Source organism: Modestobacter sp. VKM Ac-2977 (assembly GCF_026968045.1).
In the GTDB taxonomy this organism is placed as follows: domain Bacteria; phylum Actinomycetota; class Actinomycetes; order Mycobacteriales; family Geodermatophilaceae; genus Modestobacter.
Map to the genome: position 1 here is coordinate 311,070 of NZ_JAPVBQ010000001.1, position 26,190 is coordinate 337,259.

At 74.9% G+C, this 26,190-nt stretch carries 23 protein-coding genes; 10 read left to right on the top strand and 13 right to left on the bottom strand.

Going from position 1 to position 26,190, the window contains the following annotated elements; genetic code table 11:
* Positions 1–76: 76 nt before the first annotated feature.
* The gene (locus O2V63_RS01475; protein WP_166753698.1) at positions 77–286 is read right to left on the bottom strand and encodes a DUF2530 domain-containing protein; all 210 of its coding nucleotides are present in this window, start codon (positions 284–286) and stop codon (positions 77–79) included.
* Between the two features lie 165 nt (positions 287–451).
* On the opposite strand from O2V63_RS01475, the gene O2V63_RS01480 reads away from it, so the two are divergent.
* From O2V63_RS01480 to O2V63_RS01505, 6 genes are all read left to right on the top strand, one after another.
* Positions 452–2,011 (top strand): NCS2 family permease, encoded by a 1,560-nt coding sequence (locus O2V63_RS01480; protein WP_269165797.1) that lies wholly within the window; start codon positions 452–454, stop codon positions 2,009–2,011.
* A 57-nt stretch (positions 2,012–2,068) separates the two neighbouring features.
* On the top strand, positions 2,069–2,503 hold the full coding sequence (locus O2V63_RS01485; RefSeq protein WP_269165798.1) for a MarR family winged helix-turn-helix transcriptional regulator: 435 nt from the start codon (positions 2,069–2,071) through the stop codon (positions 2,501–2,503).
* On the top strand, positions 2,500–3,879 hold the full coding sequence (locus O2V63_RS01490; RefSeq protein ID WP_269165799.1) for an MFS transporter: 1,380 nt from the start codon (positions 2,500–2,502) through the stop codon (positions 3,877–3,879). The genes O2V63_RS01485 and O2V63_RS01490 overlap by 4 nt, the downstream gene beginning before the upstream one ends.
* 102 nt (positions 3,880–3,981) lie before the next feature.
* A complete protein-coding gene (locus O2V63_RS01495) occupies positions 3,982–4,530 on the top strand; it encodes a hypothetical protein (protein WP_269165800.1) in 549 nt (182 codons plus the stop codon).
* 35 nt (positions 4,531–4,565) lie between these two features.
* Complete coding sequence (gene thpR / locus O2V63_RS01500; protein WP_269166935.1) at positions 4,566–5,108, top strand: RNA 2',3'-cyclic phosphodiesterase; 543 nt, start codon at positions 4,566–4,568, stop codon at positions 5,106–5,108.
* 43 nt (positions 5,109–5,151) lie between these two features.
* The gene (locus tag O2V63_RS01505) at positions 5,152–5,976 is read left to right on the top strand and encodes a thioesterase family protein (RefSeq protein ID WP_269165801.1); all 825 of its coding nucleotides are present in this window, start codon (positions 5,152–5,154) and stop codon (positions 5,974–5,976) included.
* A gap of 1 nt (position 5,977) precedes the next feature.
* Here the strand turns inward: O2V63_RS01505 and O2V63_RS01510 are convergent, their stop codons facing one another.
* The 8 genes from O2V63_RS01510 to O2V63_RS01545 all read right to left on the bottom strand — a co-directional run bounded on the left by O2V63_RS01510 (position 5,978) and on the right by O2V63_RS01545 (position 15,526).
* Positions 5,978–8,665 carry an FtsX-like permease family protein gene (locus O2V63_RS01510; RefSeq protein WP_269165802.1) on the bottom strand — a complete coding sequence of 896 codons (2,688 nt, stop codon included), beginning with the start codon at positions 8,663–8,665 and terminating at the stop codon, positions 5,978–5,980.
* A complete protein-coding gene (locus tag O2V63_RS01515) occupies positions 8,662–9,348 on the bottom strand; it encodes an ABC transporter ATP-binding protein (protein ID WP_269165803.1) in 687 nt (228 codons plus the stop codon). The genes O2V63_RS01510 and O2V63_RS01515 overlap by 4 nt, the downstream gene beginning before the upstream one ends.
* Positions 9,345–10,088: an ABC transporter ATP-binding protein gene (locus O2V63_RS01520; RefSeq protein WP_269165804.1), complete on the bottom strand. Its 744-nt coding sequence runs from the start codon at positions 10,086–10,088 to the stop codon at positions 9,345–9,347. The genes O2V63_RS01515 and O2V63_RS01520 overlap by 4 nt, the downstream gene beginning before the upstream one ends.
* Before the next feature lie 12 nt (positions 10,089–10,100).
* On the bottom strand, positions 10,101–10,670 hold the full coding sequence (locus tag O2V63_RS01525) for a TetR/AcrR family transcriptional regulator (protein WP_269165805.1): 570 nt from the start codon (positions 10,668–10,670) through the stop codon (positions 10,101–10,103).
* Between the two features lie 74 nt (positions 10,671–10,744).
* Positions 10,745–11,512, bottom strand: a complete 768-nt coding sequence (locus O2V63_RS01530; protein WP_269165806.1) for an ABC transporter permease — start codon at positions 11,510–11,512, stop codon at positions 10,745–10,747.
* Entirely contained in the window at positions 11,509–12,219 is a 711-nt protein-coding gene (locus O2V63_RS01535; RefSeq protein ID WP_269165807.1) for an ABC transporter ATP-binding protein, read from the bottom strand. The genes O2V63_RS01530 and O2V63_RS01535 overlap by 4 nt, the downstream gene beginning before the upstream one ends.
* An 87-nt stretch (positions 12,220–12,306) precedes the next feature.
* Complete coding sequence (locus tag O2V63_RS01540; RefSeq protein WP_269165808.1) at positions 12,307–14,382, bottom strand: putative bifunctional diguanylate cyclase/phosphodiesterase; 2,076 nt, start codon at positions 14,380–14,382, stop codon at positions 12,307–12,309.
* Positions 14,383–14,551: 169 nt separating this feature from the next.
* Positions 14,552–15,526, bottom strand: coding sequence for an NAD(P)/FAD-dependent oxidoreductase (locus tag O2V63_RS01545; protein WP_269165809.1), 975 nt, complete (start codon positions 15,524–15,526; stop codon positions 14,552–14,554).
* 62 nt (positions 15,527–15,588) lie between these two features.
* Between O2V63_RS01545 and O2V63_RS01550 the strand changes: the two genes are divergently transcribed.
* Both O2V63_RS01550 and O2V63_RS01555 read left to right on the top strand, forming a co-directional pair.
* Positions 15,589–16,398: a TrmH family RNA methyltransferase gene (locus O2V63_RS01550; RefSeq protein ID WP_269165810.1), complete on the top strand. Its 810-nt coding sequence runs from the start codon at positions 15,589–15,591 to the stop codon at positions 16,396–16,398.
* A gap of 53 nt (positions 16,399–16,451) precedes the next feature.
* Positions 16,452–16,664: a hypothetical protein gene (locus tag O2V63_RS01555; protein ID WP_269165811.1), complete on the top strand. Its 213-nt coding sequence runs from the start codon at positions 16,452–16,454 to the stop codon at positions 16,662–16,664.
* A 23-nt stretch (positions 16,665–16,687) separates the two neighbouring features.
* Here the strand turns inward: O2V63_RS01555 and O2V63_RS01560 are convergent, their stop codons facing one another.
* From O2V63_RS01560 to sepH, 4 genes are all read right to left on the bottom strand, one after another.
* Positions 16,688–17,161: a general stress protein gene (locus tag O2V63_RS01560; RefSeq protein WP_036334692.1), complete on the bottom strand. Its 474-nt coding sequence runs from the start codon at positions 17,159–17,161 to the stop codon at positions 16,688–16,690.
* A gap of 150 nt (positions 17,162–17,311) precedes the next feature.
* Positions 17,312–19,180, bottom strand: a complete 1,869-nt coding sequence (locus tag O2V63_RS01565; RefSeq protein ID WP_269165812.1) for an ABC transporter ATP-binding protein — start codon at positions 19,178–19,180, stop codon at positions 17,312–17,314.
* The gene (locus O2V63_RS01570; RefSeq protein WP_269165813.1) at positions 19,177–21,000 is read right to left on the bottom strand and encodes an ABC transporter ATP-binding protein; all 1,824 of its coding nucleotides are present in this window, start codon (positions 20,998–21,000) and stop codon (positions 19,177–19,179) included. Before O2V63_RS01570 ends, O2V63_RS01565 begins: the two co-directional genes overlap by 4 nt.
* 69 nt (positions 21,001–21,069) lie before the next feature.
* The gene (sepH, locus tag O2V63_RS01575; protein ID WP_269165814.1) at positions 21,070–22,107 is read right to left on the bottom strand and encodes a septation protein SepH; all 1,038 of its coding nucleotides are present in this window, start codon (positions 22,105–22,107) and stop codon (positions 21,070–21,072) included.
* Positions 22,108–22,406: 299 nt separating this feature from the next.
* Here sepH and O2V63_RS01580 point away from each other — a divergent pair, with 299 nt between their 5' ends.
* Positions 22,407–24,191 carry an N-acetylglutaminylglutamine amidotransferase gene (locus tag O2V63_RS01580; protein WP_269165815.1) on the top strand — a complete coding sequence of 595 codons (1,785 nt, stop codon included), beginning with the start codon at positions 22,407–22,409 and terminating at the stop codon, positions 24,189–24,191.
* A 138-nt stretch (positions 24,192–24,329) separates the two neighbouring features.
* Positions 24,330–26,186, top strand: a complete 1,857-nt coding sequence (locus O2V63_RS01585) for a S9 family peptidase (protein WP_269165816.1) — start codon at positions 24,330–24,332, stop codon at positions 26,184–26,186.
* Positions 26,187–26,190: the final 4 nt, after the last annotated feature.

Consider the following 26,190-nt stretch of genomic DNA (forward strand, 5'->3'; position numbering starts at 1 on the left):
GCACGCTCTTCGCCCGCTGTGCACGCCCTACAGCACGTGCAGTGTGTGCACTGGGCGTGCAATGGGGCAGGTCGTCTCAGCGCTGGCCCTGCCAGCGCATGAGCGCCAGTCCGAGGCCGGGCAGCACGACGCCGGCCACGCAGGTCCAGGTCCAGACCGGGTCGACCCGGTCGCCGAGGAAGAGCAGCACCACGAGGGCGATCGCCCACAGCGCGGTACCCGTCAGGACCACCCGCACCGTGTCGACCTGCAGGGGCGGCGGAGAGGGCCGGGTCGGAGCGGGCACCCCCCGACCCTAGGCCGCTGAACCGCAGGTCGGAACGGTGGTCCGTCCGACGCGCCCGGGCGGTGTGGCACGCTGTCGCCGCTCGATGCCACCCGCACCGGGCGGCCCGCCGGGGACGTCGACCCCGCCGGAGCCGCGCCGGTCGCCGTCCCCGGGGGTCCACCCATGCCCGACAAGTCCCGCAAGCGTGCCCGCAAGGTCGTCAGTGGCACGGGTGCGACCGCCGTCGGCGCCGCGCCCGCACCGGCCGACGCCGGGACCCCCGCCGAAGTCGTGACCGGCCCCCGGCGCAGCCCCGGGCCGAGGGTGCGCCCGAAGAACGGGCTGGACCGCTACTTCTCGATCACCGAGCGGCGGTCCACGGTCGCCCGTGAGGTGCGGGGTGGCTTCACGACGTTCTTCGCGATGGCCTACATCGTCGTGCTGAACCCGATCATCCTGTCCGGCGCGGACGTCGACGGGAACACGCTGCCGTTCGCCTCGGTCGCCGCCGTCACGGCGTTCGTGGCCGGCGTGCTGACCATCGCGATGGGCATCGTGGGGCGCTACCCGTTCGCGCTGGCCACCGGCCTGGGCATCAACGCGATCGTCGCCGTCTACGCCGCCACCCAGCTCACCTGGCCCGAGGTGATGGGGCTGGTCGTGCTGGAGGGCCTGCTCATCGCCGTGCTGGTGCTCACCGGCTTCCGCCGAGCGGTGTTCGAGGCGATCCCGGCCCAGCTGAAGATCGCCATCGCGGTCGGCATCGGCTTCTTCCTGACCATCATCGGGCTGGCCGACGCCGGGGTCATCCGGCCCGGTTCGCCGCTGATCAGCTTCGGCGTCGGGGGCCAGCTGGCGGGCTGGCCGCTGCTCACCTTCGTCGTCGGCCTGCTGGTCACCAGCGTGCTCGTCGTCCGGAAGGTCCGGGGCGGCCTGCTCCTCGGCATCGTGCTCACGACGCTGTTCGCCATCGTGGTCGAGGCGATCGCCGGCATCGGGCCGCGGGTGGGCCCCGACGGCAACGAGCTGGACCCGCGGGGCTGGGCGCTGCAGGTGCCCTCGTGGCCCGACGACTGGTTCGGCCTGCCCGACCTGTCGTTGATCGGCAACTTCTCGCTGTTCGGGGGCTTCGACCGGATCGGCGTCCTGGCCGCTCTGCTCATCGTCTTCTCGATCATGATCGCGGACTTCTTCGACACCGTCGGCACCGTGACGGCGGTGGGCGCCGAGGGCGACCTGCTCGACGAGGACCGCAACCTGCCCCGCTCCCAGCCGGTCCTGCTGGTCGACTCGCTGGCCGCGGCGGCCGGTGGCGCGTCGAGCATCTCGTCGAACACCACCTACATCGAGAGCGCCGCCGGCGTCGGGGACGGCGCCCGCACCGGCCTGGCCAGCGTGGTCACAGGCCTGGTGTTCCTGGTGGCCGCCTTCTTCACGCCGCTGGTGCAGGTGGTGCCCTCCGAGGCCGCCGCACCGGTGCTGGTGATCGTGGGCGCCATGCTGATCAGCCAGATCCGCGACCTGTCCTGGGACGACATGTCGCTGGTCATCCCCGCCTTCCTGACGATCGCGCTCATGCCGTTCACCTACTCGATCACCAACGGGATCGGTGCCGGGGTGGTCAGCTTCGTGCTGCTGCGGCTGGCGGTCGGCCGCGGTCGCGACGTGCACCCGCTCATGTGGGTGGTGGCCGCCGTCTTCGTCGTCTACTTCGCACTCGAGCCGATCCAGCAGCTCTTGTGAGCGGTTGCTGGTCGCATCTCGTTAGGCAGGCTTTCTACTCCGGTTAAGGTGGCAGACGTGGCACGGACGACGCTGGACACCGCGGCGCTCGCCCACGACCTGCGGCTGGCCGTCATGCGGTTCTCCCGGCGGCTGCGCAACCAGCGGGTGGACACCTCGGTGACCCTCACCCACCTGGCGGCGCTGTCGACCCTCAAGCGGCACGGTGCGATGAGCCCGGGTGAGCTGGCCGCGCACGAGCGGGTGCAGCCGCCGTCGATGACCCGGGTGGTCGTCGCGCTGGAGTCCCGCGGGCTGGTCACCCGCACCCCGCACCCCACCGACGGCCGGCAGGTGGTCATCGACCTGACCGCGGCGGCCGAGGAGCTCCTGACCGAGGAGGTCCGGGCCCGCGAGGCGTGGTTGGCCGGCCGCCTCCAGGAGCTGTCCGCCGAGGACCGCACCGTGCTGCGCGAGGCCGCGGTGATCATGGAGAAGCTCGCCAGTGGGTGACCTCGACGCCTCCTGACCGCACGGAGCGCGCCGGCATGTTCCGGGCGCTGCGCGTCCGCAACTTCCGGCTCTACGTCTCGGCCAACCTGGTCAGCCAGACCGGTACCTGGATGCAGCGCATCGGCCAGGACTGGCTGGTGCTGCAGCTGTCGGGGGACAGCGGCGTCGCACTGGGCATCACCACCGCCCTGCAGTTCGGCCCGACGCTGTTCTTCAGCTTCTACGGCGGGGTGCTGGCCGACCGGTACGACAAGCGCCGGATGCTGATGCTCACCCAGGCCGTCATGGGCGTGCTCGCCCTGACGCTGGGCCTGATGGTCGCCGCCGACGCGATCGCGCTGTGGCACGTCTACCTGCTGGCCCTGGGCCTGGGCGTGGTGTCCTCGCTCGACGTCCCGGTGCGCCAGTCGTTCGTCTCGGAGATGGTCGGCTCGGACCTGCTGGCCAACGCGGTGAGCCTGAACTCCACGGTGTTCAACAGCGCCCGGCTGGTGGGCCCCGCGGTGGCCGGGGCGCTGATCGCGGTCTCGGGCGGGGACACCGCCCCGGCGTTCCTGGTGAACGCCGCCACCTACGCGTCCACCATCGCCGCGCTGGCCGCCATGCGGGTCGGGGAGCTCAGTCGCAGCACGCCGGTCGCCCGCACGCGAGGCCAGTTGCGGGAGACGCTGGTGTACACCCGGCAGCACCCGGACCTGCAGCTGGCCATGCTGCTCGCGTTCTGCGTGGGCACCTTCGGCTTCAACACCCAGATCACCATCGCGCTGATGGCCCGAGAGGTGTTCGACCTGGGCGCCGGGGCGTTCGGGCTGCTCTCCACCGCCTACGCCGTCGGCTCGCTGTCCGGTGCGCTGCTGTCGACCCGGCGCAGCACCCGGCCGCTGCAGCGGTTCCTCATCGTGTCCGCCATCGCGTTCGGGTTGCTGCTCGTGGTGAGCGGGCTGATGGGCAACTACTACGCGTTCGCCGCCGTCCTCATCCCGACCGGCGCGGCGGCGCTGGTGTTCAGCGTGGCCTGCAACAGCTTCGTGCAGCTGGGCGTGGACCCGCACATGCGCGGCCGGGTGCTGGCGCTCTACTTCATCTGCTTCATGGGTGGGACGCCGGTCGGTGCGCCGCTGATCGGCTGGGTCTCCGAGCGCTTCGGTGCGCCCTGGGGGTTCATCGGCGGCGGCCTGGTCGTCGTGGTGACGGCGATCGCCGCGGGGGCGGTGCTCTCCCGGGGCCGGCAGGTGCGCCTGGAGCTGCACGTCCGCCCCCCCAGCATGCAGCTGCACGTCGCGGCCGCCACGTCGCCGACCCGCGCTGCCGGGCTGGCCGCGGTGGCCGACGGCGAGCCGCCCGGGGAGCAGGGGACGCGCGACCAGATGCGCTGAGACGCGCGCATCTGGGTGATCGGCCGATTCCATTGCGTGACCGGCGCGGTAGCACTCAGCGTTCGCGTTGTCACAGGGCGGTGTCCGACGTACGTTCGGTAGGTGCCCTCAGGAGGGTCTGTCTCCGCGCAAGCCGGGGCGTCGTTGCTGCAGCTGGGTGGCACCGTCGCCCTGTTGGTCGTGGGCGTGGCCGTCCTGGTCCTGCTGCTCCGCTGGGCCACCGGCCAGCTCCAGGCCGACCGGGCGGCCCGCCGCCGCGCCCGGGCCCTCCCCGAGTCCGCCGCCCGCCCGGCCGCGCCCCTCCCCGCTGCGGCACCGCCCCGCCGCCGGGCCACCGGCTCCCATCCCGCCGGGCGTCGGGTGCCGCGGAACACGGTCGCGACCGGGCCGACCGAGCGCCCACATCGGCCGCTGGAGCGGGTCGCGGCCGACCTGCGCCGGCTCGCCCGCGAGCTCGCCATGGTGCCCGGCGGGATGCCGATGGAGCGCCGCCGCGGTCTGCTCGCCGCCTACGACGACCTGCTCGTGGAGGCCGCTGTGCTGCTCGAGGTGCCCCAGCAGCTGACCGAGGTCCCCGAGGAGGCCCGCGAGTTCGAGCGCATCCGGCTGCTCGGGGCGCTCGAGGCCGCCGGGCTGGTGGTGACCGGCTGACCGAGTCGGCACCCCGGCTCCCCTCGGCCGGCCGGCTGTTCCTCGCCGTCGACCCGCCCGTACCGGCCGTCAGCGACCTCGAGCGGGCGCTCCAGCCACTGCGTCCGGCCCCCGGTGCGCCCCGGTGGACGCCGACGTCCCGCTGGCACCTGACCCTGGCGTTCCTCGACGAGGTGCCGCTGCCGCTGCTGACCCCCCTGCGCGCGGCGGTGGCCCCTGCGGTCGCCCGCACGCCGCCGATGTCCCTGCAGTTGGCCGGTGGTGGACGGTTCGGGTCGCGCCGTCGTCCCTCGGTCTGCTGGGTCGGGCTGGGCGGTGACGTGCCGCAGCTGACCGCGCTCGCCGGGCGGCTGGCCGACGCCGCGCGGGCGGTCGGCCTCCCGGTCGAGGACCGGCCGTTCCGGGCGCACCTGACCGTGGGGCGGTGGCGGCCCGGCCAGCCGGCGGACGGCGACCTGCCCGAACGGCTCGCCGGGTACCGCGGCCCGGCCTGGCCGGTGCACGAGGTGGTGCTGTGGCGCAGCCACCTCGGCCCCGAGCCGCGCTACGAGCGGACGGCGGCCTGGCCGGTCGGCTGAGCCCTGCACCTGCGGTGGTGGTCGGCCTGGCACGCTGTCCGCCGTGCCGCAGACCGATCCCCGTTCCGCCTTCGACACCGCGACCGCCGTCGCCCGCACCGAGGGCGGGGGCCTGGCCGCCGACCTCGACCCGGGGTGGGACGTCGGCGGCGGCATCCTGAACGGCGGGTACCTGCTGTCCGTCGCCGGCCGGGCCGCCGTCCTGGAGTCGCCGCACGCCCACCCGGTCGCGCTGTCGGCCAGCTACCTGCACGCCGCCGCGGCCGGTCCGGCGACGCTCACCGTCGCCCCGGGGCCGGCCGGCCGGACGCTCGCCCACTCGGCCGTCGTGCTGGCCGACGCCGCCGGGCCGGCGGTGACCGTCCAGGCGACGACGGCGACGCTCACGGCCGACGCCGCGTCGTACTCGTCGCCGATGCCGGCCGCGACCCCCGTGCAGGACTGCGTCTCCATCGCCGAGAACGCCCACCTGGCGCCGTCGTCGGTGTCGGTGCCGGGGCTCACCCAGCGGGTCGATGTCCGGCTGGACCCGCTGACCGCCGGCTGGGCGCTGGGACAGCCGGGGGAGGAGCCGATGATGCGGGCCTGGCTGCGGTTCGCCGACGGCCGCGACCCCGACCCGCTGGCGCTGGTCACCTTCGCCGACGCGCTGCCGCCGACGTCGTGGGCGATCGGCCTGTTCGGCTGGGCGCCCACGGTGCAGCTGCAGGTGCTGGTCCGTGCGCTGCCGGCGCCGGGGTGGTGCCTGGTCGAGGCGCGGGCGAACGAGATCGCCGGCGGCTGGCTGGACGAGGACTACCGGATCTGGGACTCCACCGGCCGGCTGGTCGCCCAGAGCCGCCAGCTCGCCCGGGCGCCGCGCACCTGACTCAGGCGTCCTCGCGGAGCACGCTCGCCGGGTCGGCGCGGTCGGCGGCACGCTGGGCGTACAGCGCCGCGAGCCCTGCGACGACGACGGTGGCCACCGCGGTGCCGGCGATCGCCGGCCAGGGCACGTCCAGCAGCGGGGTGGGCGGCCGCACCAGGTCGACGTCCAGCCGCCGGTACACCAGCGCCACGGCCCCCGCGGCCAGCAGCGCGCCCAGCAGCAGCCCGGCCACGGCCACCCCGACCAGCTCGACGAGCAGCGAGCGCAGGTGCGCGCCCCGGGAGAGCCCCAGCCGGCGGGCCATCACGTACCCGGAGACGCGGCTGCGGGAGCGCGCCTCCAGGTACAGCAGCAGCCCACCGACGGCGATCACCCCGACGAAGACGGCGAGGGCGGAGAGGTAGCCGAAGGTCCAGGTGATGCCCAGGAAGTTGGCGCTCTCCTGCACCCCGCCGGGGGTGAGGACGCGGATGTTCTGCGCGCCCGCGTCGGTCAGGGCGTCGATCCCGGCGCCGAGGTCACCCTTCGTCCACAGCTCGGCGGCGGGCGCGGCCCCGGCGTTCCGGGTGATCTCCGGCAGCCGATCGGCATCGACGAGGACGACCGGGTCGTCGCTGCGGCGACCGGGGAGGACCCGGGCCGTGGCGGTCACCTCCGCCGGCACCGCCGTGCTGCCCAGTCGGAGGTCGGGGTCGCCGGCCGGGAGCCCGGCGGCGACCACCGGCAGCCGCCCGTCCACTTCCGGGCCGGTCAGCGCCGCCAGCAGCTCGGCGAGCGGGCGGTCGGCGAAGGAGTCGTCCCAGAAAGCGGTGTCGGCGAAGTCGTCGGGGTCGACGGCCAGCACCTGGACGTCCGTCCGCCCGTCGTCGCCGGCCGCGGCGCTGCCGTCGTAGCGGACGACGTAGGTGCCGGCTGCCTCCAGCGCCGGGGTCACCTCGAACCGGGTGACCGTGGCGGCCGCCGCAGCCGCGCCGATCTGCACGCCCACCTTGGCGTCCAGGGTGGTCTGCGAGCTGGCGGTCAGCGTCGCGGTGTAGCCCAGCACGGCGACCGGGAGGGTGACCGCGACCAGCAGGGTCGCGGTGGCCAGCCGGGCGGCGGTGAGCCGGTTGACGGCGAGGAAGACGGCGGGGGAGCGGCGTCCGGCCCAGCGGCGCAGCCGCGGCAGCAGCGCGGTGACCAGCCGGCCGAGCAGGACGGCGGTGCCGGCGATCGCCAGCAGCGGGAAGGCGACCAGCAGCCCGTTGACCTGGGCCACGTAGGCGACGCTGACCACCGCGTCGCGTGACTGCAGCAGCAGCCAGCACCAGGCCGCGCCGAACAGCAGGGCCAGCTCCCACGGCACCCGGGCCGGCCAGCGCCGGGCGGCGCCGAGCGGCCGCTCAGCGGTGCCCCGGGCCCGTAGCCCGGCCACGGTCGAGGCCGCACCCAGTCCGATGACGAAGGCGGCGACGCCGGCCCAGGCGGCAGCGGTGGTGGCGGAGGGGTCGAGGTCGTCTGCGGGGCCGAGCCCGGCGATCAGCACCCGGGACGCCGCCCAGCCCAGGGCCGCGCCGGCCAGCGCGGGCAGCCCCAGCTCCAGCGCCGCCTTGCCGGCCAGCGGCACCGGCCCGACCCCGCGGGCGGCGAGCAGCCGCACCTCGGTGGCCCGCCGGTCGGCCCAGAAGCTCCCGGCGGAGGCGACCAGCACCAGGGCGAGCAGCGCACCGGCCACCGCGACCGGCACGACCGGGCCACGTAGGCCTGACTCGACCAGGGCGGCGCGCTCCAGCACGTCGGGCAGCCGGTCGTTGGGGACGACGATCGCACGGGCACCCGGCGCGAACGCCAGCGGCAGGCCACTGGCCGCGACGATCCGCTCCTGGGCGGCCTGCTGGTTGCGCACATCGCTGACCGACAGGGACGCGGCGTCCACCGGCACCTGCTGCAGCCGCCTGGCCCAACCCCAGCTGGCGGTGGCGAGCCGGTAGAAGGTGGTCTCGTCCGAGGCCAGCAACAGCGCCGGTGGGGCGGTGTTCGCGGAGGCCTCGTTGGAGAACAGCAGCCGGTAGTCACACCAGTAGGGGTCGTCGGCGTTGCCGACGGCGAGGTCACGGTAGATGCCGGCGACCGGTGCGGTCTGGGTGTTGAAGGTGAGCAGGTCCCCGACCGCGAGGCCCTCCTGCTCGGCGACGGACTCCGGCACCCAGACCCCGGGTCCGTCAACGCGGTCGACGACCTCGACGTGGTCCAGGGCGGTCGGGCGGTGGAAGAGGCTGACCTGGGAGGAGAGTAGAGACCCGTCGGGCCCGCCGATGACCGCCGGCCAGGCCAGAGGGGAGGACGAGCCGATGGTGGCGGTGGCCAGCACCGGCTCGGCCTCGAGCCCGGCGTCCGCCCAGGCCTGCAGCAGCGACTCGTCGAGCTCCGGTCGGGTGCTGCCGTCGCCGCCGTCCAGGGGCTGGAACTGCTCGTCGACGAGTGCTGACTGGACGCCGGTCTGTGGGCGGGCCACCTCGTCGCAGCGCTGGGAGAGCTGCTGCTGCAGGGCCGCGGAGCGGGCGGAGGAGAGGAACAGCGGGGCGGAGGCGACCGCGCAGGCGAGGATCGCCGAGGTCACCAGCACGGCGATGACCGCGGCCGGCTGGCGCAGGCCCAGCCACGGCGCCCGGGTCCACGGCGCCAGCCGCCACAGCGGTGGCCGGCTCACGAGGGGGCGCCTTCGGTGACCACGCCGTCGCGCATGGACAGCACCCGGTCGGCGCGGCCCCAGGCGATCTCGTCGTGCGTGGCGATGAGCACCGCGGAGCCCTCGCGGGCCGCGTCGGTGACGGCGTCGAGCAGCCGGTCGGCGTGCCCGCGGTCCTGGTGGGCGGTCGGTTCGTCGGCCAGCAGCACCGCGGGGCGCAGCAGCAGCGCCCGGGCGACGGCGACCCGCTGCTGCTCGCCGAGGGAGGCCTGGTGCGGGTAGCGGTCGGCGAGGTGGTCGACGCCGAAGGCGCTCAGGAGCGACCGGGCGCGGGGCTCCTCGGCGGCCAGGGTGCCGCTCAGTCGGGCCGGCAGCAGCACGTTGTCGGCCAGGCTGAGGTCGGCGACCAGCCCGAGGGCCTGGGGCACCAGCGCCAGGTCCCGCCAGCCGAAGCCGTCGGGACGGCGGTCGGCGAGCGGGCCCAGGTAGGCGAGCTCGCCCTCGTCGGCGGTCTCCCAGCCACAGAGCAGCGCGAGGAGGGTGCTCTTCCCGGACCCGGAGGGGCCGACGAGGGCGACGAACTCCCCGGGGTCGACCCGCAGGTCGACCCCGGCCAGCGCCGAGACCGTCTCCGCGCCGCGCCGGAACCGCTTCACCAGCCCGGTGCCGGTGAACCCGCCGGCCGGCTGCAGGCGCGGGGTCACGCGGCCACCAGCCGGCCGTGGTCCAGCCGCACGAACCCGTCGGCGATGGCCATCACCCGGGGGTCGTGCGAGGAGATGACGAACCCGACCCCGGCCGCGGCGAGGTCCTCCATCGCAACGAGCACCCGCTCGGCGGCGGCGGTGTCCAGCTCGGCCGTGGGCTCGTCGGCGACGACCAGCGCCGGGTCACCGACGACGCCGCAGGCCACCGCCAGGCGCTGCTGCTCCCCGCCGGAGAGCTGTGCGGGGTGGTGGTCGGCGCGCCCGGCCAGCCCCAGCCGGTCGAGCAGGGCGAGCGCCTCGGCCGCGGTGACCGGGACGCCGCGCAGCGACGCGGCCAGCCGGACCTGCGCGACCGCGTCCAGGTAGGGAAGCAGGTTCTCGCCCGGGCGCTGGAAGAGGTAGGCCACCTGCCGCTGCCGCAGCGCCCGGCGGGCCCGGGCGCCCAGCTGGTCGACCCGTTGACCGGCGATCAGCACCTCCCCGGTGTCGGGGGAGTCGATGCAGGCCAGCAGCCGCAGCAGCGAGGACTTCCCCGACCCGGACGGGCCGACGACCACGGTCACCTGGGCGCGGGGGATCGCCACGCTGACGTCGTCCAGCGCGGTCACCGACTCCGTCGCCGTCCGGTAGGTCTTCCGCACCCCCCGGCAGACGGCGGCCGGCGGCGTCTCCGGAGCGGCGAACACCGGGGTGGCCAGTGGGTCGGCCGCGAAGGAGAAGGCCTCGTCGCTGGTCATCGAGGCGAGAGCCTAGGTGCTGGGCGCAACGACACCAGGGAGGTCGACGTCCCCGGTCAGGTACCGCTGGACCGTGGGGCCGATCGCGGCGACCAGCTCGTCGGCCGACGCCGACGCCAGGGGCTCCACCCGCAGCACGTAGCGGGCCATCACCACCCCGATCAGCTGGGAGGCGACCAGGGAGCCCCGCGCCTCGCCCTCGGCGCGGGGCAGTCCGAGCGTGCCGACCACCCGGCGCAGCACGTGGGAGACCAGGAACTCCCGGAGCAGTCGCGCGGTCCACTCGTTGGTCACGGCCGACCGGACCAGGGCGAGCCCCGCCGCCCGGCCGGGGCCGTCCCACACCTGCAGCAGCAGCCGGACGACGCTGGCGCCGAGGTCCGCCGTCCCGCCGGCGAGCAGCTCGGGCAGCAGCTCCTCGGGGTCGGCCGGGGCCTCGATGGCGGCGAGGAAGAGCTTGTCCTTGCTGCCGAAGTAGTGGTGCACCAGCGCCGGGTCGACCCCTGCCGCGGTCGCGATGACCCGGATCGAGGCGCCGTCGAACCCACGCTCGGCGAAGGTGGCCCGGGCCGCGGCGAGCACCGCCTCCCGGGTGTCGGGGTTGCCCGGACGTCGTCCGGTCGGGCGGGTGCGCCGTGGTCGTGCCGCCGGGTCGCTCAGCTGGTCCTCCTCCGCAGGGTGGCCGCCGCGAGCCCGAGGGCCAGCAGCGTCGCGCCGGCCACCACGCCGACGTCGACCCACATGGTGCCCGTCGCCTCCGCCGAGGCGCCCACCTCCTGCAGTGCCGCCACCGCGTAGCTCAGCGGCAGGACGTCGCTGACCGCCTGGAGCCAGCCGGCCAGCTGGTCCCGCGGCACCAGCAGCCCGCAGAGGAAGAACTGGGGCAGCACGACCACAGGCATGAGCTGCACCGCCTGGAACTCGCTGCGGGCGAAAGCACTGGCCAGCAGCCCCAGCGCCACACCCAGGGCGGCGTCGACGACGGCGATGAGCACGACCAGGGACAGCGAACCGGTGACGTCCAGGTCGTAGACCGTGGTCGCGATCGCCACGGTGACCACCGCCTGCGCCGCCGCGGCCAGGCCGAAGGCGAGGCCGTAGCCGAGCAGCAGGTCCAGCCGGGACAGCGGGGTGGTGAGCAGTCGTTCCAACGTGCCGGAGGTGCGCTCCCGCAGCATGGCGATGCTGGTCACCAGGAACATGACCACGAACGGGAAGACGCCGAGCATGGTCAGCCCGACCCGGTCGAAGGTGTCCGGCTGCCCGGGCGGGGTGGGCACGTCGGCCCACAGCAGGTAGAGCAGCCCGAGCAGGGCGCTGGGCAGCACCAGCAGCATCGCGACCGTGCGGTGGTCGTGCCGCAGCTGGCGGAGCACCCGGCCCGCGGTGGCGGAGGTCAACCGGGGGGAGAGCGCGGTGGTCATGCCGCCACCTCCTGCACCAGGGAGAGGAACGCCTGCTCCAGGTCGTCGGTGCCGGTCCGAGCGCGGAGTTCGGCCGGGGTGGAGTCGCTGAGCAGCCGGCCGTCGCGGAGCAGGAGCAGCCGGTCACAGCGCCCGGCCTCGTCCATCACGTGGCTGGAGACGATCAACGTCGTGCCGGCCGCGGCGAGGGCGTGGAAGCGGCTCCACAGCTCCACCCGGAGCACCGGGTCCAGCCCGACGGTGGGCTCGTCCAGCACGAGCAGCTCCGGTTCGCCGACCAGGGCACAGGCCAGGGAGGCCCGGCCCCGCTGCCCGCCGGAGAGGTCGCCGACCAGCTGGCCGGCGGCGTCGGCCAGCCCGACATCGGCGATCGCCGCGTCGGCGGCTGCCGCGCCCCGCCCGTACAGGGCGGCGAAGTGGCGGGCGTTCTCCCGCACCGTGAGGTCGGCGTAGACGCTGGGCGCCTGGGTGACGTAGCCGACCCGGGACCGCAGCGCGGCCGAACCGGCGGGCCGGCCGAGCACGGTCACGGTGCCCGACCGGACCTGCTGGGCACCGACGACGGCGCGCAGCAGCGTGCTCTTCCCGCTCCCACTGGGCCCCAGCAGGCCGGTGACCTGCCCGGACGGGACCGAGCACCCCACCTCGTGCAGGACCTGGCGGGCACCGCGGTGCACGACGAGATCGGTGACGGTGACGGCGTCCATGACGGCCTCCGAACAACTCAACGGCTGATGAACTCAACGGTAGGTGAGTTCTGCGTCGAGCGTCAAGGCCCGCTCGTGCGGGACGGCTCAGGAGCGGGCGGCGGGGGAGCGGGCGGCGCTGCGCAGCCAGTCGGTGACGTCGACGGCCGTCCGTGGCACGGAGAACAGGTGGCCCTGGACGACGTCGCACCGCAGGGAGGCCAGCGCCTCGGCGGTGAGCGTGTCCTCCACGCCCTCGGCCACGACCGTCATCCCCAGTTCGTGGCCCAGGTCGATGACCGAGCGGACCACGGCGGCGTCCTCGGTCGAGGAGGTCATCTCGGCCACGTAGCTGCGGTCGACCTTGATCTCGCTGACGGGGAGGTGCTTGAGGTGGCTCATCGCGGAGAAGCCGGTGCCGAAGTCGTCGATCGAGATCGCCACCCCGGCGGCGTGCAGCCGCCCCAGCACCTCCCGCGCCCGCTCCGGCTCGGTCAGCAGCGCGCTCTCGGTCACCTCCAGCCGCAGCATCGCCGCGGGGACGCCGTGCGTGCGCAGCCGGCTCAGCACCCGGTCGGGCAGGTCCGCGCGGATCAGCGAACGCGCCGACAGGTTCACCGACACCGGCACGGCGATCCCCTCCGCGCACCACTCCCGCAGCTGCGCCAGGACGGCGTCCAGCACCGCGTCGGTGAGCGGCTCGATCAGCGCGGTCCGCTCGACGGCCGGGAGGAACTCCACGGGGCCCAGCAGGCCGCGGACCGGGTGCTGCCAGCGGACCAGTGCCTCCACGCCGGTGACCCGGCCGGAGTCCAGCGACAGCTGCGGCTGGTAGTGCACCACCAGCTGGCTCTGGGCCAGCCCGAGTCGCAGCTCGGAGAGCAGCAGCAGCCGGCTCCGGTCGTGGTCGTCGGCGCTGGGGTCGTAGAGCTGCACCCCGCTCTGCCGCTCCTTGGCCGTGTACATGGCGATGTCGGCCTGGCGCAGCAGCGCACCGATCTCCAGCGACTCGGCACCGGCCACGGCCACGGCCACCCCGATGCTGACGTCCACGTCGAGGGCGAGGCCGTCGACCAGGAACGGCGTCCCGAGGGCGGCCTGCAGGCGGGCGGCCGCGGCGCAGGCCTCCGCCGCGGTGACGCCGGGGAGCAGCACCGCGAACTCGTCGCCACCGAGCCGGGCGACCAGGTCGACGTCGCGCACCAGCGGCCGCAGCCGCGGGCCGACCTGGGCGAGCAGCCGGTCGCCGTAGCTGTGCCCGAGGGTGTCGTTGACCTCCTTGAAGCGGTCGAGGTCCATCAACAGCACGGCGAGCCGGGCCGGCCCGGTGAGCAGCTCGGCGCCCCGGGCGAGCAGGGCCGCGCGGTTGGGCAGCCCGGTGAGCGCATCATGTGTGGCCTGGACGGCGAGTCGCTGCTGCAGTTCCAGCCGGTCGGTCACGTCCCGGGCGGTGATGAGCAGCCCCCCGATGACCGGGTCGCCGCGACGGTCGGAGGAGCTGACCTCCAGGTGCCGCCAGCTGCCGTCGCGGTGCCGGGCCCGGACCACGAACACTCGGGACAGGGGCTGACCGTCCGGGGCGATCGGTGCACCCGAGGCGGTGAACAGGTCGGCGTCCTCGGCGTGCAGCAGCCCGCCGACGTGCCGGCCCAGCAGCTCCTCGCGGGTCCAGCCGAGCACGTCGGCGACCGAGTCGGAGAGGAAGGAGATCTCCCCGGTCGGCGTCAGCAGGGCCATCACGTCGTTGGTGGCGTGCACGACCGACCGGAAGCGGCGCTCGTGGTCGAGGGCGGCCAGCAGGGCGTTGAACGCGGCTGCCGTGATGCCCAGGTCGTCGCGCGAGCCGACCGGGAGGGCCAGCTCGGCGGCCGGTCGAGACGGGCCCTGCGCCGAGGCGACCGGGTTGCCGACGGTGGTCGCGATGTCGGACAGCCGGCCGGCCAGCACCCGGAGCCGGGAGCCGATGATCCGCCGGACCAGCAGCCAGTTGGCGCAGCCCAGCACGAGGCCGGCGGCCAGGCAGGCCGCCCGGAACGTGGGGGCGCCGGTGTACCGGGCGGGCACGCCGAGGAGTTCGGCGAAGGACGGGAAGACCGCGCCGACGGCGAGTCCCAGCACCGCCATGCCCACGGCCAGGAGGGTGAACGCCGACCAGCGCAGCGGGATGTCCCCGTCGTCGGTCATCCGCTCCATGCGGACGGATCGGCGCCCTGACCTGCGCACTTCAGTGCGGCGGTGCGTGTCTCCCCCAGGAGGGTGGGTCACCGTGACCGGTGGCGCACGACGCTCTGCGGCGAGGGCACGGTGCTCCCCTCCGGGGTGGTCCGGTCCGGCGGGCGAGCCGGTGCTGAGGTCAGGTGGACGGTGGGCCGGACAGTGCCCGGCCCAGCGCGTCGCCAGACTGCCATGCACCGGCGACCTTGGACGGCGCGGACCAGCCGTCACCGCACAGACCCACCCCGTCGGTGAGGACGAACGGCTCGTCCCGGGGGGTCGTCGGCTTCGCCCAGCTCCACCGGTGGACGTGGGTCCACACCGGGTCCTCGTCGATCCCGAGCACGGCGCGCACGGCGGCGACCACGGCCGGGACCGCGCCCTCGGGCGCGTCCAGGTGGGCGGCGGCGGTCTCGGGCGTCGTGTGGGCGACGAGCACGGGGGCGCCGTCCCCGCGCCGGTCGCCGTCGTCGGCCAGCCAGTCCAGCACCGGGGAGTCGTGCACGAAGACGCCGTGCAGGTCGGCGGGCCAGCGGCGGTCGGGCCAGCCGAGCGCCACCGCGAGCGTCGGCTGCCAGCCGCCGGTGCCCAGCGCGCCGGCGATGGCCGAGCCGGTGGGCAGCAGTCGGGCCGCCTGCGGGTCGGGCATGGCCAGGACGACGGCGGCCGCCGGGTCGCCGTCGACGGCCGGGTGCCCGCCGGCCCCGGGGGTCACGGCCTGCACCGTGCGCTCCAGCTGCACGTCCAGCCCGGTGGCGAGGTCGACGACCAGGCCGCGGAGGCCGCCGGCGGTGCCGTACCGCAGCGGCCCGGACGTCGTCCGCTCGATGCCGGCCGGGCCGGCGACCGCGAAGGTGTCGGTCCACGGCCGGACCAGTCCGCGGTCCACCCACCCGGCGACGACCCGGGCGAACCCGTCGTCCTCGCCCACGGTGAAGTAGGAGGCGCCCAGGTCGACGGTGCGGCCGTGCAGGGTCCGGCCGCCCATCCGGCCGCCGAGCCGGCGGCCCCGGTCCAGGACCTGCACCGGCAGCCCCCGGTCGGCCAGGGCCCGGGCGCAGGCGATGCCGGCGATGCCGCCGCCGACGACGGTCGTGGTCTCCGCGTTGCTCACCCGGTCGATCCTGCTGGCGGCCACCGGATCGTGCGCGTCGGGGGCCGGGGATGATCGTCGGCGTGCCCGTCCCCCCTGTGCTGATCACCGACCCGGCCGACGAGCGGGTCGCCGACTTCCGCGACCTGTTCGCCGGCGACCGCAAGCCCGGGACCGAACGCGGCACCGGACCGGTGATCGTGGAGGGGGTGCCGGCGGTCCAGCGGCTGCTCGCCTCGCCCTACCCGGTGCGCAGCGTCTTCGGCATCCCCGGGCGGGTGGCCGACCTGCAGCTGCCCGACGACGTGCCGGCCTACGAGGCCGACCGGTGGGTGCTCTCCGACGTCATCGGGTTCCGGCTGACCCGGGGCGTGCTCGCCTCCGCCGACCGGCTGCCGCCGGCGGACCTGGACGAGCTGCTGGCCGGCCCCGACCCGGCCGCGCCGCGCCGGCTGGCGGTGCTCGAGGGGCTCAACGACCACGAGAACATCGGGTCGATCGCCCGGTCGGCGATGGCCCTCGGGGTCGACGGCCTGCTGCTGGACCCCACCTGCGCGGACCCGCTGTACCGGCGGTGCGTGCGGGTGTCGATGGGGCACGTGCTGTCCCTGCCGATCGCGGTGCTGGGCACCTGGCCGACGGACCTGGACCGGCTGCACGACGCGGGCTACCTCACGGTGGCGCTGACCCCGGCGGCCGACGCCGTGGACCTGGGGGACGTCGACCTCGCCGCCCACCCGCGCACCGCCGTCCTGCTCGGCGCCGAGGGCCCCGGGCTCACCGACGCGGCGAAGGCGGCCGCCCGGGTACGTGCCCGGATCCCGATGCGCAGCGGGGTCGACTCGCTCGGGGTCGCCGCCGCGGCGGCGGTCGCCTTCGCCACGCTGCGCTGACGTCGCGCGGCCAGGCGCTCGCGTCACGGCGTTCCGGCCCCTACCGTTCCGCCATGACGTTCTGGATCGTGACCGGGGCCCTGCTGGTGGCGCTGCTCGCTGCGATGGCCCTGATGGACCGCCGGGCGAAGGCCCGCGGTGCCCGGTTGTCCGGCGACATCGCAGGCGGTCTGCGCGGCGCCTCCGTCCACGGGAACGTCGACGCCCACCGCGGCGCGGACGGCCAGGGGCAGCGCACGGGGCTGGGGGGCGTCAGCGGGATGTGAGGGGCGGCGGTGTGCCCGCTGCGTCAGCCGCGCAGGGAGAGCTTGGCGAGCTCGGCGCGGGCCTGCTCGGCGTGCTGCGGCGCGCACATCACGTCGTAGCGGCTGGCCACCACCTTGCTGGTGCTGGTGAAGTCGCGCTGCCCACGGCTGGTCGAGTAGCCGACCGCCCCGAAGACCGCACCGAAGACCAGCCCGATCAGCAGGCCGGTGAGCACCGAGCCGATCCAGCCGCCGCCGTCCGCGGCGAAGATGCCCAGCAGCAGGCCGACGAAGAGCCCGAACCAGGCGCCGCTGGCCGCACCGGCGGCGATCGCCCGGCCCCAGCTGAGCCGGCCGGTGACCCGCTCGACCATCCGCAGGTCGGTGCCGATGATCGTCACGTTCTCGACCGGGAACTTCTCGTCGGAGAGGAAGTCCACCGCCCGCTGGGCCTGCTCGTAGTCCTCGTAGGACCCGACCTGTACGCCGCCGAGCGGCATGGACACCGAAGCTGACATGTCTGTCTCCGTTCCGCGCCGGCCTGCTGGCGGAGGCCGGACGTTCCGGCCACCCCTCGCATCCCGCAGGACGACGACCGGCGTACTACCCGGAACGACCTCCGCGGACCCCCTGTTCCTCCGACCCCCTCCCGGGTCCTTCCCCCTTCATCACACCAGGCTGTCGGCCCAGGCGCGGTGCAGGTCGGCGAACCGGCCGGCACCACCGACCAGCTCGGCGGGGGAGCCGTCCTCGACGACCCGGCCGGCCTCCATCACCAGCACCCGGTCGGCGATCTCCACCGTGGAGAGCCGGTGGGCGATGATCAGCGCCGTCCGGTCGGCCAGCAGCGTCTGCAGCGCCCGCTGCACCAGCACCTCGCTGGGCACGTCGAGGGAGCTGGTGGCCTCGTCGAGCACCAGCACCGCGGGGTCGGCCAGGAACGCCCGGGCGAAGCTGACCAGCTGGCGCTGACCGGCGGACAGCCGCCCGCCCCGCTTGGCGACCTCGGTGTCGTAGCCCTCCGGCAGCGCCCGGATGAACGCGTCAGCCCCGATCGCCCGGGCCGCCGCCTCGATCTCGGCCCGGCTGGCGTCGGGCTTGCCGAAGGAGATGTTGTCGGCGATCGACCCGGAGAACAGGAAGCTCTCCTGGGTCACCATCACCACCGCCCGACGCAGGTCGGCGTCGGCGAGCCGGTCCAGCGGGACGCCGTCCAGCCGCACCTGCCCGGCTCCCGGGTCGTAGAACCGGGCGGCCAGCCGGGCCAGGGTCGACTTGCCCGCGCCGGTCGCGCCCACGAGCGCGACGGTCTGCCCGGCAGGGATCGTCAGGTCCAGCTGCGGCAGCACGGTCGCGCCGCCGTAGCCGAAGCGGACGCCGTCGAAGACGACTTCCCCGGCGGTCGGCGAGGGCAGCGGCAGCGGATCGGCGGGCTCCGGCACGCTGGAGCGCTCCTCCAGGACGCCGGACAGCTTCTCCAGCGCCGCACTCGCCGACTGGTAGCTGTTGTAGAACATCGCGATGTCCTGCAGCGGGTCGAAGAAGCGACGCAGGTAGACCAGGAACGACAGCAGGAAGCCGACCTCCAGGTCGCCGTCCATCACCCGCAGCGCGCCGTAGCCGAGCACCGCGACGGTGACCAGGTTGCCGATCATGGTCACCGTCGGCACGAAGACGGCGATCAGCCAGAAGGCGCGGTGGTGGGCCTTCCGGTTGGCCTCGTTGAGCTCGGCGTGCAGGCCGTCGTTGCGCGGCTCCCGACGGAACGCCTGCACCGCCCGGATGCCGCCGAAGGTCTCGGTGAACTGCACGATCAGCGCGGCGATGGTCTGCCGGGTGCGCCGGTAGGCCACCGTGGAGCTGCGCTGGAACCAGCGGCCGACGAGGTAGAGCGCCGGGAGGCCGAGCAGCGCGACCAGGCCCAGGGGCAGGTCGAGCACCAGCATCAGGACGCCGATGGACACCACGCTGAACAGGGCGGTGAGCAGCCCGTCGAGCCCCTCGTCCAGCAGCTCGGCGAGCGCCTCGACGTCGCTGGTGAGCCGGCTGATCGTCTTGCCCGACGTGTACCGCTCGTGGAAGGACAGGGGCAGCCCCTGGACATGGGTGAACACCCGCCGCCGCAGGGTGAGCAGCACTGCCTGGCCGACCCGCCCGGAGCCGAGGAGGAACCGGTAGCGCAGCGCCGCGTCCAGCACGGCCGCGGCGACCATGGCCGCCGTCGTCCAGACCAGCGGCCAGGGATCGCCGTCCAGCAGCGCCGGGACGGCGACGTCGATGCCGATCCCGATCAGCAGCGGGCCGGCCAGCCAGGCCAGGTTCTGCACGACGATCACGGCCAGCAGCTGCCACAGCACCCGCCGGTGCGGACGCAGCAGCTCGCCGAGCAGCCGCCGGGAGCGGCCGCGGAGGAAGGAGCTGGCGGAGGTGTCGAGGTCGTCGGCGTCCTCGCCGGCCACGCCTCGCCAGTCGGCGTGTGCGTCCGCCGGTGCGCCGGTGGTGGTGGTCACGGCTGCGCCGGTGCCCGGGGTGGTCATGGACAGCCCACCCCGCTCAGGTCGGTGCGGCTCCGGTCGGCGTCGATCGACCCCGCCAGCTCCGATTCCGAGGAGAGCAGCGCCCGGTAGGCGGGCACCTGCGCGAGCAGGTCGGTGTGCCGCCCGACGGCGGTGATCCGGCCGTCCTCCAGCAGGGCCACCCGGTCGGCGAGCAGCACCGTGGAGGCCCGATGGGCGACCACCAGCGCCGTCGTCTCGGCGAGCACCTCGCGCAGCGCACGCTCGACGAGGGCCTCGGTGTGCACGTCCAGGGCGGACAGCGGGTCGTCGAGCACCAGCACCGACGGTCGGCCGAGCACCGCCCGGGCCAGCGCCAGCCGCTGCCGCTGCCCGCCGGACAGCGACAGGCCCTGCTCGCCGATCCGGGTGTCCAGCCCCCACGGCAGCTCGTGCACGAAGTCGGCCTGGGCCACCCGCAGCGCCTCGGCCACCTCGGCGTCCCCGGCGTCCGGCCGGCCCAGCGTGACGTTCTCCCGGACGCTCATGGAGAACAGCGTCGCCTCCTCGAACGCCGTGGCCACCACGGTGCGCAGCTGGGCCAGCGGGAGGTCGCGGACGTCGTGCCCGTCGAGGGTGATCCGCCCGCCGGTGACGTCGTAGAGCCGGGCGACCAGCGCGGTCATCGTCGTCTTGCCCGACCCGGTGGCGCCGACCAGCGCGATCGTCTCGCCGGGCTCGACCTCGAGGTCGACGTCGGTGAGCACCGGGTCGCCGGCGCCGGGGAAGCGGAACCCGACGTGCTCGAAGCGCAACCGGGCCGGCGTGCCCACGGCGGCGGGCCGGGCGCCGGGGGAGTCGGTGACGGTCAGCGGGGCGTCGAGCAGCTCGCCGATCCGGTCACAGGCGCTGGCCGTCTCCTGGGCCTGGGCGAGCAGGAAGCCCAGGGAGAGGATCGGCCACAGCAGCACGGTGAACAACGCGACGAAGCCGATCAGCCCGCCGACGGTCAGGGCACCGCTGCCGACCGCCAGCGAGCCGCCCACCAGGATCACCGCCAGGGTGATCTGCGGCTGGAACTCGAACAGGCACCAGATCAGCGCGAGCGTGCGGACCTTGCCCAGTTCCATGTCGCGCAGCCGCAGGGCCTTGCGGTCGTAGCGGCCGAAGACCATCCCGCTGCGGCCGAGGGACTTGACCACCCGGATGCCCTGGACGGCCTCCTCCACGTCGGTGGCCAGCTCGCCCTGCTCGTCCTGCACCAGCCGGGACTCGGCGTTGTACCGCTTCTCCAGCCGCAGTCCGAAGAAGACCAGCGGCAGGGTCGTGGCCAGCACCGCGACGCCCAGCGGCCAGTAGGTGACCACCAGCAGCACGCCGACGACGACGCAGGTGAGCAGGTTGACGATCAGGAAGACGGCGCCGAAGCCGACGAAGCGCCGGATGGTGGAGACGTCGGAGGTGGCCCGGGACAGCAGCTGACCGGAGGACCAGTGGTCGTGGAAGGCGACCGGCAGCCGCTGCAGCCGCTGGTACAGGGTGTCGCGGAGGTCGCGCTCGATCTGCAGGCTGCTGATGTTCATCGCCCAGCGGCGCAGGAAGAACAAGGCCGCCTCGGCGACGCCGAAGAGCAGCGCCAGGGCGAGCAGCGGGATCAGTGCGGAACGGTCGCCGCGGGCGATCGGCCCCTCGACGATGGCCGGCGTGAGCAGCGGGACGGCCAGCTGGGCGAGGGTGGCGAGCAGTGCGCCGGTGAAGGTCAGCGCGATGAGCCCGCGGTAGGGACGGGCGAAGGGCAGCAGCCGGGTGAGCGCCGACAGCCGGCCCCGGGTGTCGTCGGCGGGGGCGGCGGTCTCGGTCATGGCCGGGTCAGGCTATGCCGGGGGACCGACGGGGACGAACGGATTACGAGCCGGGCCGAGCCGCTGGGTTCAGCGGTTCCGGCGGACCCCGAAGACGATGTCCTCCCAGGCGGGGATGCGGGCGCGCGGGTCCTCGTCCTCGCCGTCGAGCAGCGAGCCCAGCACCGCGGTGTCCTGGCTGTCGGGGTCGACCTCGTCGTAGGCGCTCCGGCGGGGGAGCCCGTCGTCCGGGCCGTCGCCGGCGGGGATCCCGCCGTCAGTGGCGGGTGCGGCGACCGGATCGCCGTCGGCCGGGACGTCGGCCCGGGCTTCGTCGTCCCGGGCTTCGTCGTCCCGGGCTTCCTCGTCCCGGGCTTCGTCGGTCGCCCCCTGGTCGTCCGCGTCGCCGTGGTCGTCGTCGGCCGGCTCGGCGTCGGACTGCGCCTCGTCCTCGCGGTGCTCGTCGCTGCGGACCACGGAGATCCCCCGGCGGGAGACCGGCGCGGCGGGCAGGCCGGCCGGGACGTCCGGGACGACCCGGACCAGCCGGGTGCCCTCGGCGAAGTCCATCGTCGTCGCGTCGACCGGGGTCACCGTCCGGGCCGGGATGTCGTAGCTCCAGCGGGTGCTGCCGGACTTGTGCCCGGCCTGCCAGTCCGCGCGCACCTGCCAGGTGCCGTCCTCGGCGCGGTGCGCGTCCCAGCCGACGGTCTCCAGGTCGGCGCCGAGCAGCCGCAGCCGCTCGGACATGAACTGCTCCAGGGGCACGCTGGGCGTGCCCTCGGACAGCCGCACCCGCGCGCCGCGGGCCTGCTCGGCGACCCGGGCGCGCTCCTGCAGCACCGGGTGGGCGAAGCGCATGATCCGCTCGACCCGGGTGCCGGAGGCGTGCGCCACCTGTTCGGGGGTCTCGCCGGCCCGGATCCGGGCCTGGATGACCCGAGGGGGCAGGTCGTCGGCCACCTCGACCGGGGCCTGGCGCGGGGCCTCGATGCGGAGGGCCGCCCGCAGTCGGTCGTCCACGGGCAGCTCGAAGCGCTCGCCGTCGTCCGTCGAGTCGGGCGCGTCCGCGGCGAGCACCAGGCGCTCGCCGTCCTCGGAGAGCGCCAACAGGCGCAGGGAGCGCATGGGGGCGGCCTCCAGGAGGGGCTCGGTGCGATCGCGGACCAGACCAGCGTCACGCTAACGGCGCACCGTCGGGCCCGCGCCGTCGACACGCCCGGTACGGCGCGTCGGCTCGACAAGGGCCCTCGCGGCGTCCTCGTGCCGGCCGGGAGGCCCGGTCGCCGCCCGCCGGGGCAACGACCAGAATGGTCACCTCGGCAGCCCCGGACCCGCCCGGCCACGTGCCGACGACGACGGCGGGGGACGGTGGGACATCAGGCCGGCGCAGTGCGGCGCCGTTCCAGGACAGGGGAGGGGCGCACGTGTGCGGCATCTCGGGTGAGGTCCGGTTCGACGGTGGCGTCGCCGACATGGCGGCGGTCAGCGCCATGTGCGACCAGCTGCAGCGACGGGGGCCCGACGGCTCGGGCGGCTGGCAGGCCGGGCCGGTGGCGCTCGGGCACCGGCGGCTGAAGATCATCGACCTGACCGACGCGGGCGCGCAGCCGATGGTGGACGCGGAGCTCGGGCTGACGATGGTCTTCAACGGGATCATCTACAACTACAAGGAGCTGCGCGCCGAGCTGGAGGGCGTCGGCTACCGCTTCTTCTCCACCTCCGACACCGAGGTCGTGCTGAAGGCCTACCACCGGTGGGGCGCGGCCTGCGTCGAGCGGTTCCTGGGGATGTTCGCGTTCGCCGTCGTCGAGCGGGACTCCGGCCGGGTGGTGCTGGCCCGCGACCGCTTCGGGATCAAGCCGCTCTACCTCAGCCGCGGGCCGGGGCGGGTCCGGTTCGCCTCCTCGTTGCCCGCGCTCGTCCGCGCCGGGGGCGTGGACACCAGCATCGACCCGGTCGCGCTGCACCACTACATGTCCTTCCACGCCGTCGTCCCGGCGCCGCGCACGATCCTGGCGGGGGTGGGCAAGCTGCCGCCGGCCACGGTGCGCACCTACGAGGCCGACGGCCGGGAGTCCGACTGGGAGTACTGGCGCCCGGTGCACGAGCGGCGGGCCGAGTTCGCCGGCCTGGACGCCGGGGAGTGGCAGGAGCGGGTGCTGGAGTCGCTGCGCGTGGCGGTGCGCCGGCGGATGGTCGCCGACGTCCCGGTGGGCGTGCTGCTGTCCGGCGGGGTCGACTCCAGCCTCGTCGTCGGCCTGCTGGCCGAGGAGGGGCAGCGTGGGCTGGCCACGTTCTCCATCGGCTTCGAGGCCGTGGGCGAGCGGTCCGGTGACGAGTTCGCGTACTCCGACGTGATCGCCGAGACCTTCGGGACCGACCACCACCGGCTGATGGTGCCCAGCGCCGACGTGCACGCCGGTCTCGACGGGGCGGTCGCGGCGATGAGCGAGCCGCAGGTCAGCCACGACGCGGTCGCCTTCTACCTGCTCTCCCAGCAGGTCAGCCAGCACGTCAAGGTGGTGCAGAGCGGTCAGGGCGCCGACGAGGTGATGGCCGGCTACGACTGGTACCCGCCGCTGGACGGCGTCCCGGCCGAGCAGGCCGTCGACGTCTATGCGCGGCACTTCGTCGACCGGCCGCACGGCGAGCTGGCCACCCAGCTCGCCGACCGCTGGATGGTGACCGACGACGTCAGCCGGGCGCTGATCGCCGAGCACTTCGCCCGGCCCGGCGCGGAGACGGCGTTGGACAAGGCGCTGCGGCTGGACTCGACGATCATGCTGGTCGACGACCCGGTCAAGCGCGTGGACAACATGACGATGGCCTGGGGCCTGGAGGCCCGGGTGCCGTTCCTGGACCACGAGTTCGTGGAGCTGGCCGCCGCCGTCCCGCCGGAGCTCAAGCTCGCCCACGGCGGCAAGGGCGTGCTCAAGGACGCCGCCCGCAAGGTCATCCCCGCCGACGTGATCGACCGGCCGAAGGGCTACTTCCCGGTGCCGGCGATCACCGACCTGCACGGCGACTACCTGGAGACGGTGCGCGCGGCGCTGCACGCACCGGAAGCCCGGGAACGCGGCCTGTTCCGCACCGACTACGTGGAACGACTGCTCGCCGACCCGAACAGCCACCGCACGACCCTGGGCGCCAACCAGCTGTGGCAGGTCGGGCTGCTCGAGCTGTGGCTGCAGCGACACGGCATCCGCTGACCTGACGTGGCCGCGCTCACGGCGCGGCGAGGAACACCACCACGCCGTCCGTCTGCTCCACTCGGGGCCGGCGGACGGCGTGGTGCGGTCCAGCACCCGTCGCGCCGTCCGACCGATCCCCGACCGAGGAGGTGTGCCGTGACCGACGTCCTGCGCAAGACCGGACTGTCCACCGAGGTGCGCCTCGCCGTCGCCGAGATCGCCGGCGCCCCGGGCGCCTGGTGCCCCAGCCTGGCGCCGACGGGGGACCGGGTGGCCTACGTGAGCGACCGCTCCGGCGTCCCCCGGCTGGAGGTCGCCGCGCTGGACCAGCAGACCCCGCCGGCGGTGCTGTCCGGTGCCGAGGAGGAGGTCGTCTCGGTCGCGTGGTCGCCGGACGGCGCCTGGCTCGCCTACCTGGTGAGCCCCGGCGGCTCCATCTGCGCGCAGCTGTGGGCGGTCCGGCCCGACGGCACCGAGCGGCACCTGGTCGCCGGGCAGGACCCACGCGCCACCGTCTTCGCCGGCGGGTGGACCGCGGGTGGCCACTACGTCTGCTCGATCGCCCCCGGGGACGGCCCGGGCGCCGACGTCGTCCTGGTCGACGTGGTCAGTGGTGCCCACCGCACCCTGGCCACCGGCGGCTTCCTCGCCGTCACCGCCGTCTCCGCCGACGAGCGGACGGTGCTGGCCCGGCGGGGCCCGCGCGGGCACCGGCACATCGTGCTGGTCGACGTCGCCACCGGCGCCCAGCAGCGGGTCATCCCGCTCGACGCCCCGGGTGGTGACTCCTCCGAGGACGGCCGGTTCGCCCCGGACGGCTCGGCGGTCTTCCTCCGCGCTGCGCTCCCGGCCCGGCCCGGGCTGCCGCGCAGCGACCGCACCGCGCTGGTCCGGGTCCCACTGGACGCCGGTCGGCAGCCGGGCCCGGCCCAGGTGCTCATCGCCCGGCCCGACGCCGACCTGGACTCCTACGCCGTCCGCGCCGACGGCACGGTGCTGTGCGTCTGGAACGCCGACGGGGTCACCGAGCTGGAGCTGCGGGACCTGGCCGAGGGCGGCCTGCTGCGCACCGTGTCGCTGCCGCACCCGGTCATGCCCGGCTGGTCGCTGTCGGCCGACGGCGGCACGCTGCTGGCCGAGCTGACCGGCCCCACGTCCCCCCGCTCGCTGTGGTCGGTCCCGCTGGACGTCGACGGGGAGCCGGTGCCGCTGCCCAGCACGCCCCGCCACCCCGACCCGCACCTCCTGGTGACGCCGGTCCGGCTGCGCTACCCGGCCGCCGACGGCACCGAGCTGGACGGCTGGTTGTACACGCCGCAGGGGGTGGCCGGCCCCAACCGCACGGTGGTGAGCTTCCACGGCGGCCCGGAGGGGCAGGAGCGGCCGGACTACCACCCGGTGGCCCAGTCGCTGGTCGCCGCCGGGCTGACCGTGTTCGCGCCGAACGTGCGGGGCTCGGGCGGACAGGGCCGGGCGTTCATGGCCGCCGACGACCTCGCTGCCCGGGAGGCGTCGTTCACCGACGTCGTCGCCACCGTCGAGCACCTGGTGGGCGAGGGGATCGCGGTGCCGGGCCGGGTCGGTTCGCACGGCTGGTCCTACGGCGGCTACCTGACGCTGGTGGCGCTCACCCGTTGGCCGGACCTGTTCGCCGCCGGTGCCACGCTGGCCGGGATGAGCGACCTGCGCACCTTCTTCGCGGGCACCGAGCCGTGGATGGCGGCGGCCTCGGTCACCGAGTACGGCGACCCGGTCACCGACCGGGACATGCTGGCCGCGATCTCCCCGATGACCGCGCTGGACCGGCTGCGGTCGCCGGTGCTGCTCACCCACGGCGACCGGGACACCAACGTGCCGGTGCTGGAGTCGATCCAGGCGCACCAGGAGCTGACCGCGCTCGGCGCGCCGGCCGAGCTGCTCCTCCTACGGGGTGAGGGTCACACGATCGTGGGACGGGAGAACGTGCTGCACCTGTCGGAGCGGGTCGCGGAGTGGTTCGATCGCTGGCTGTGAACCC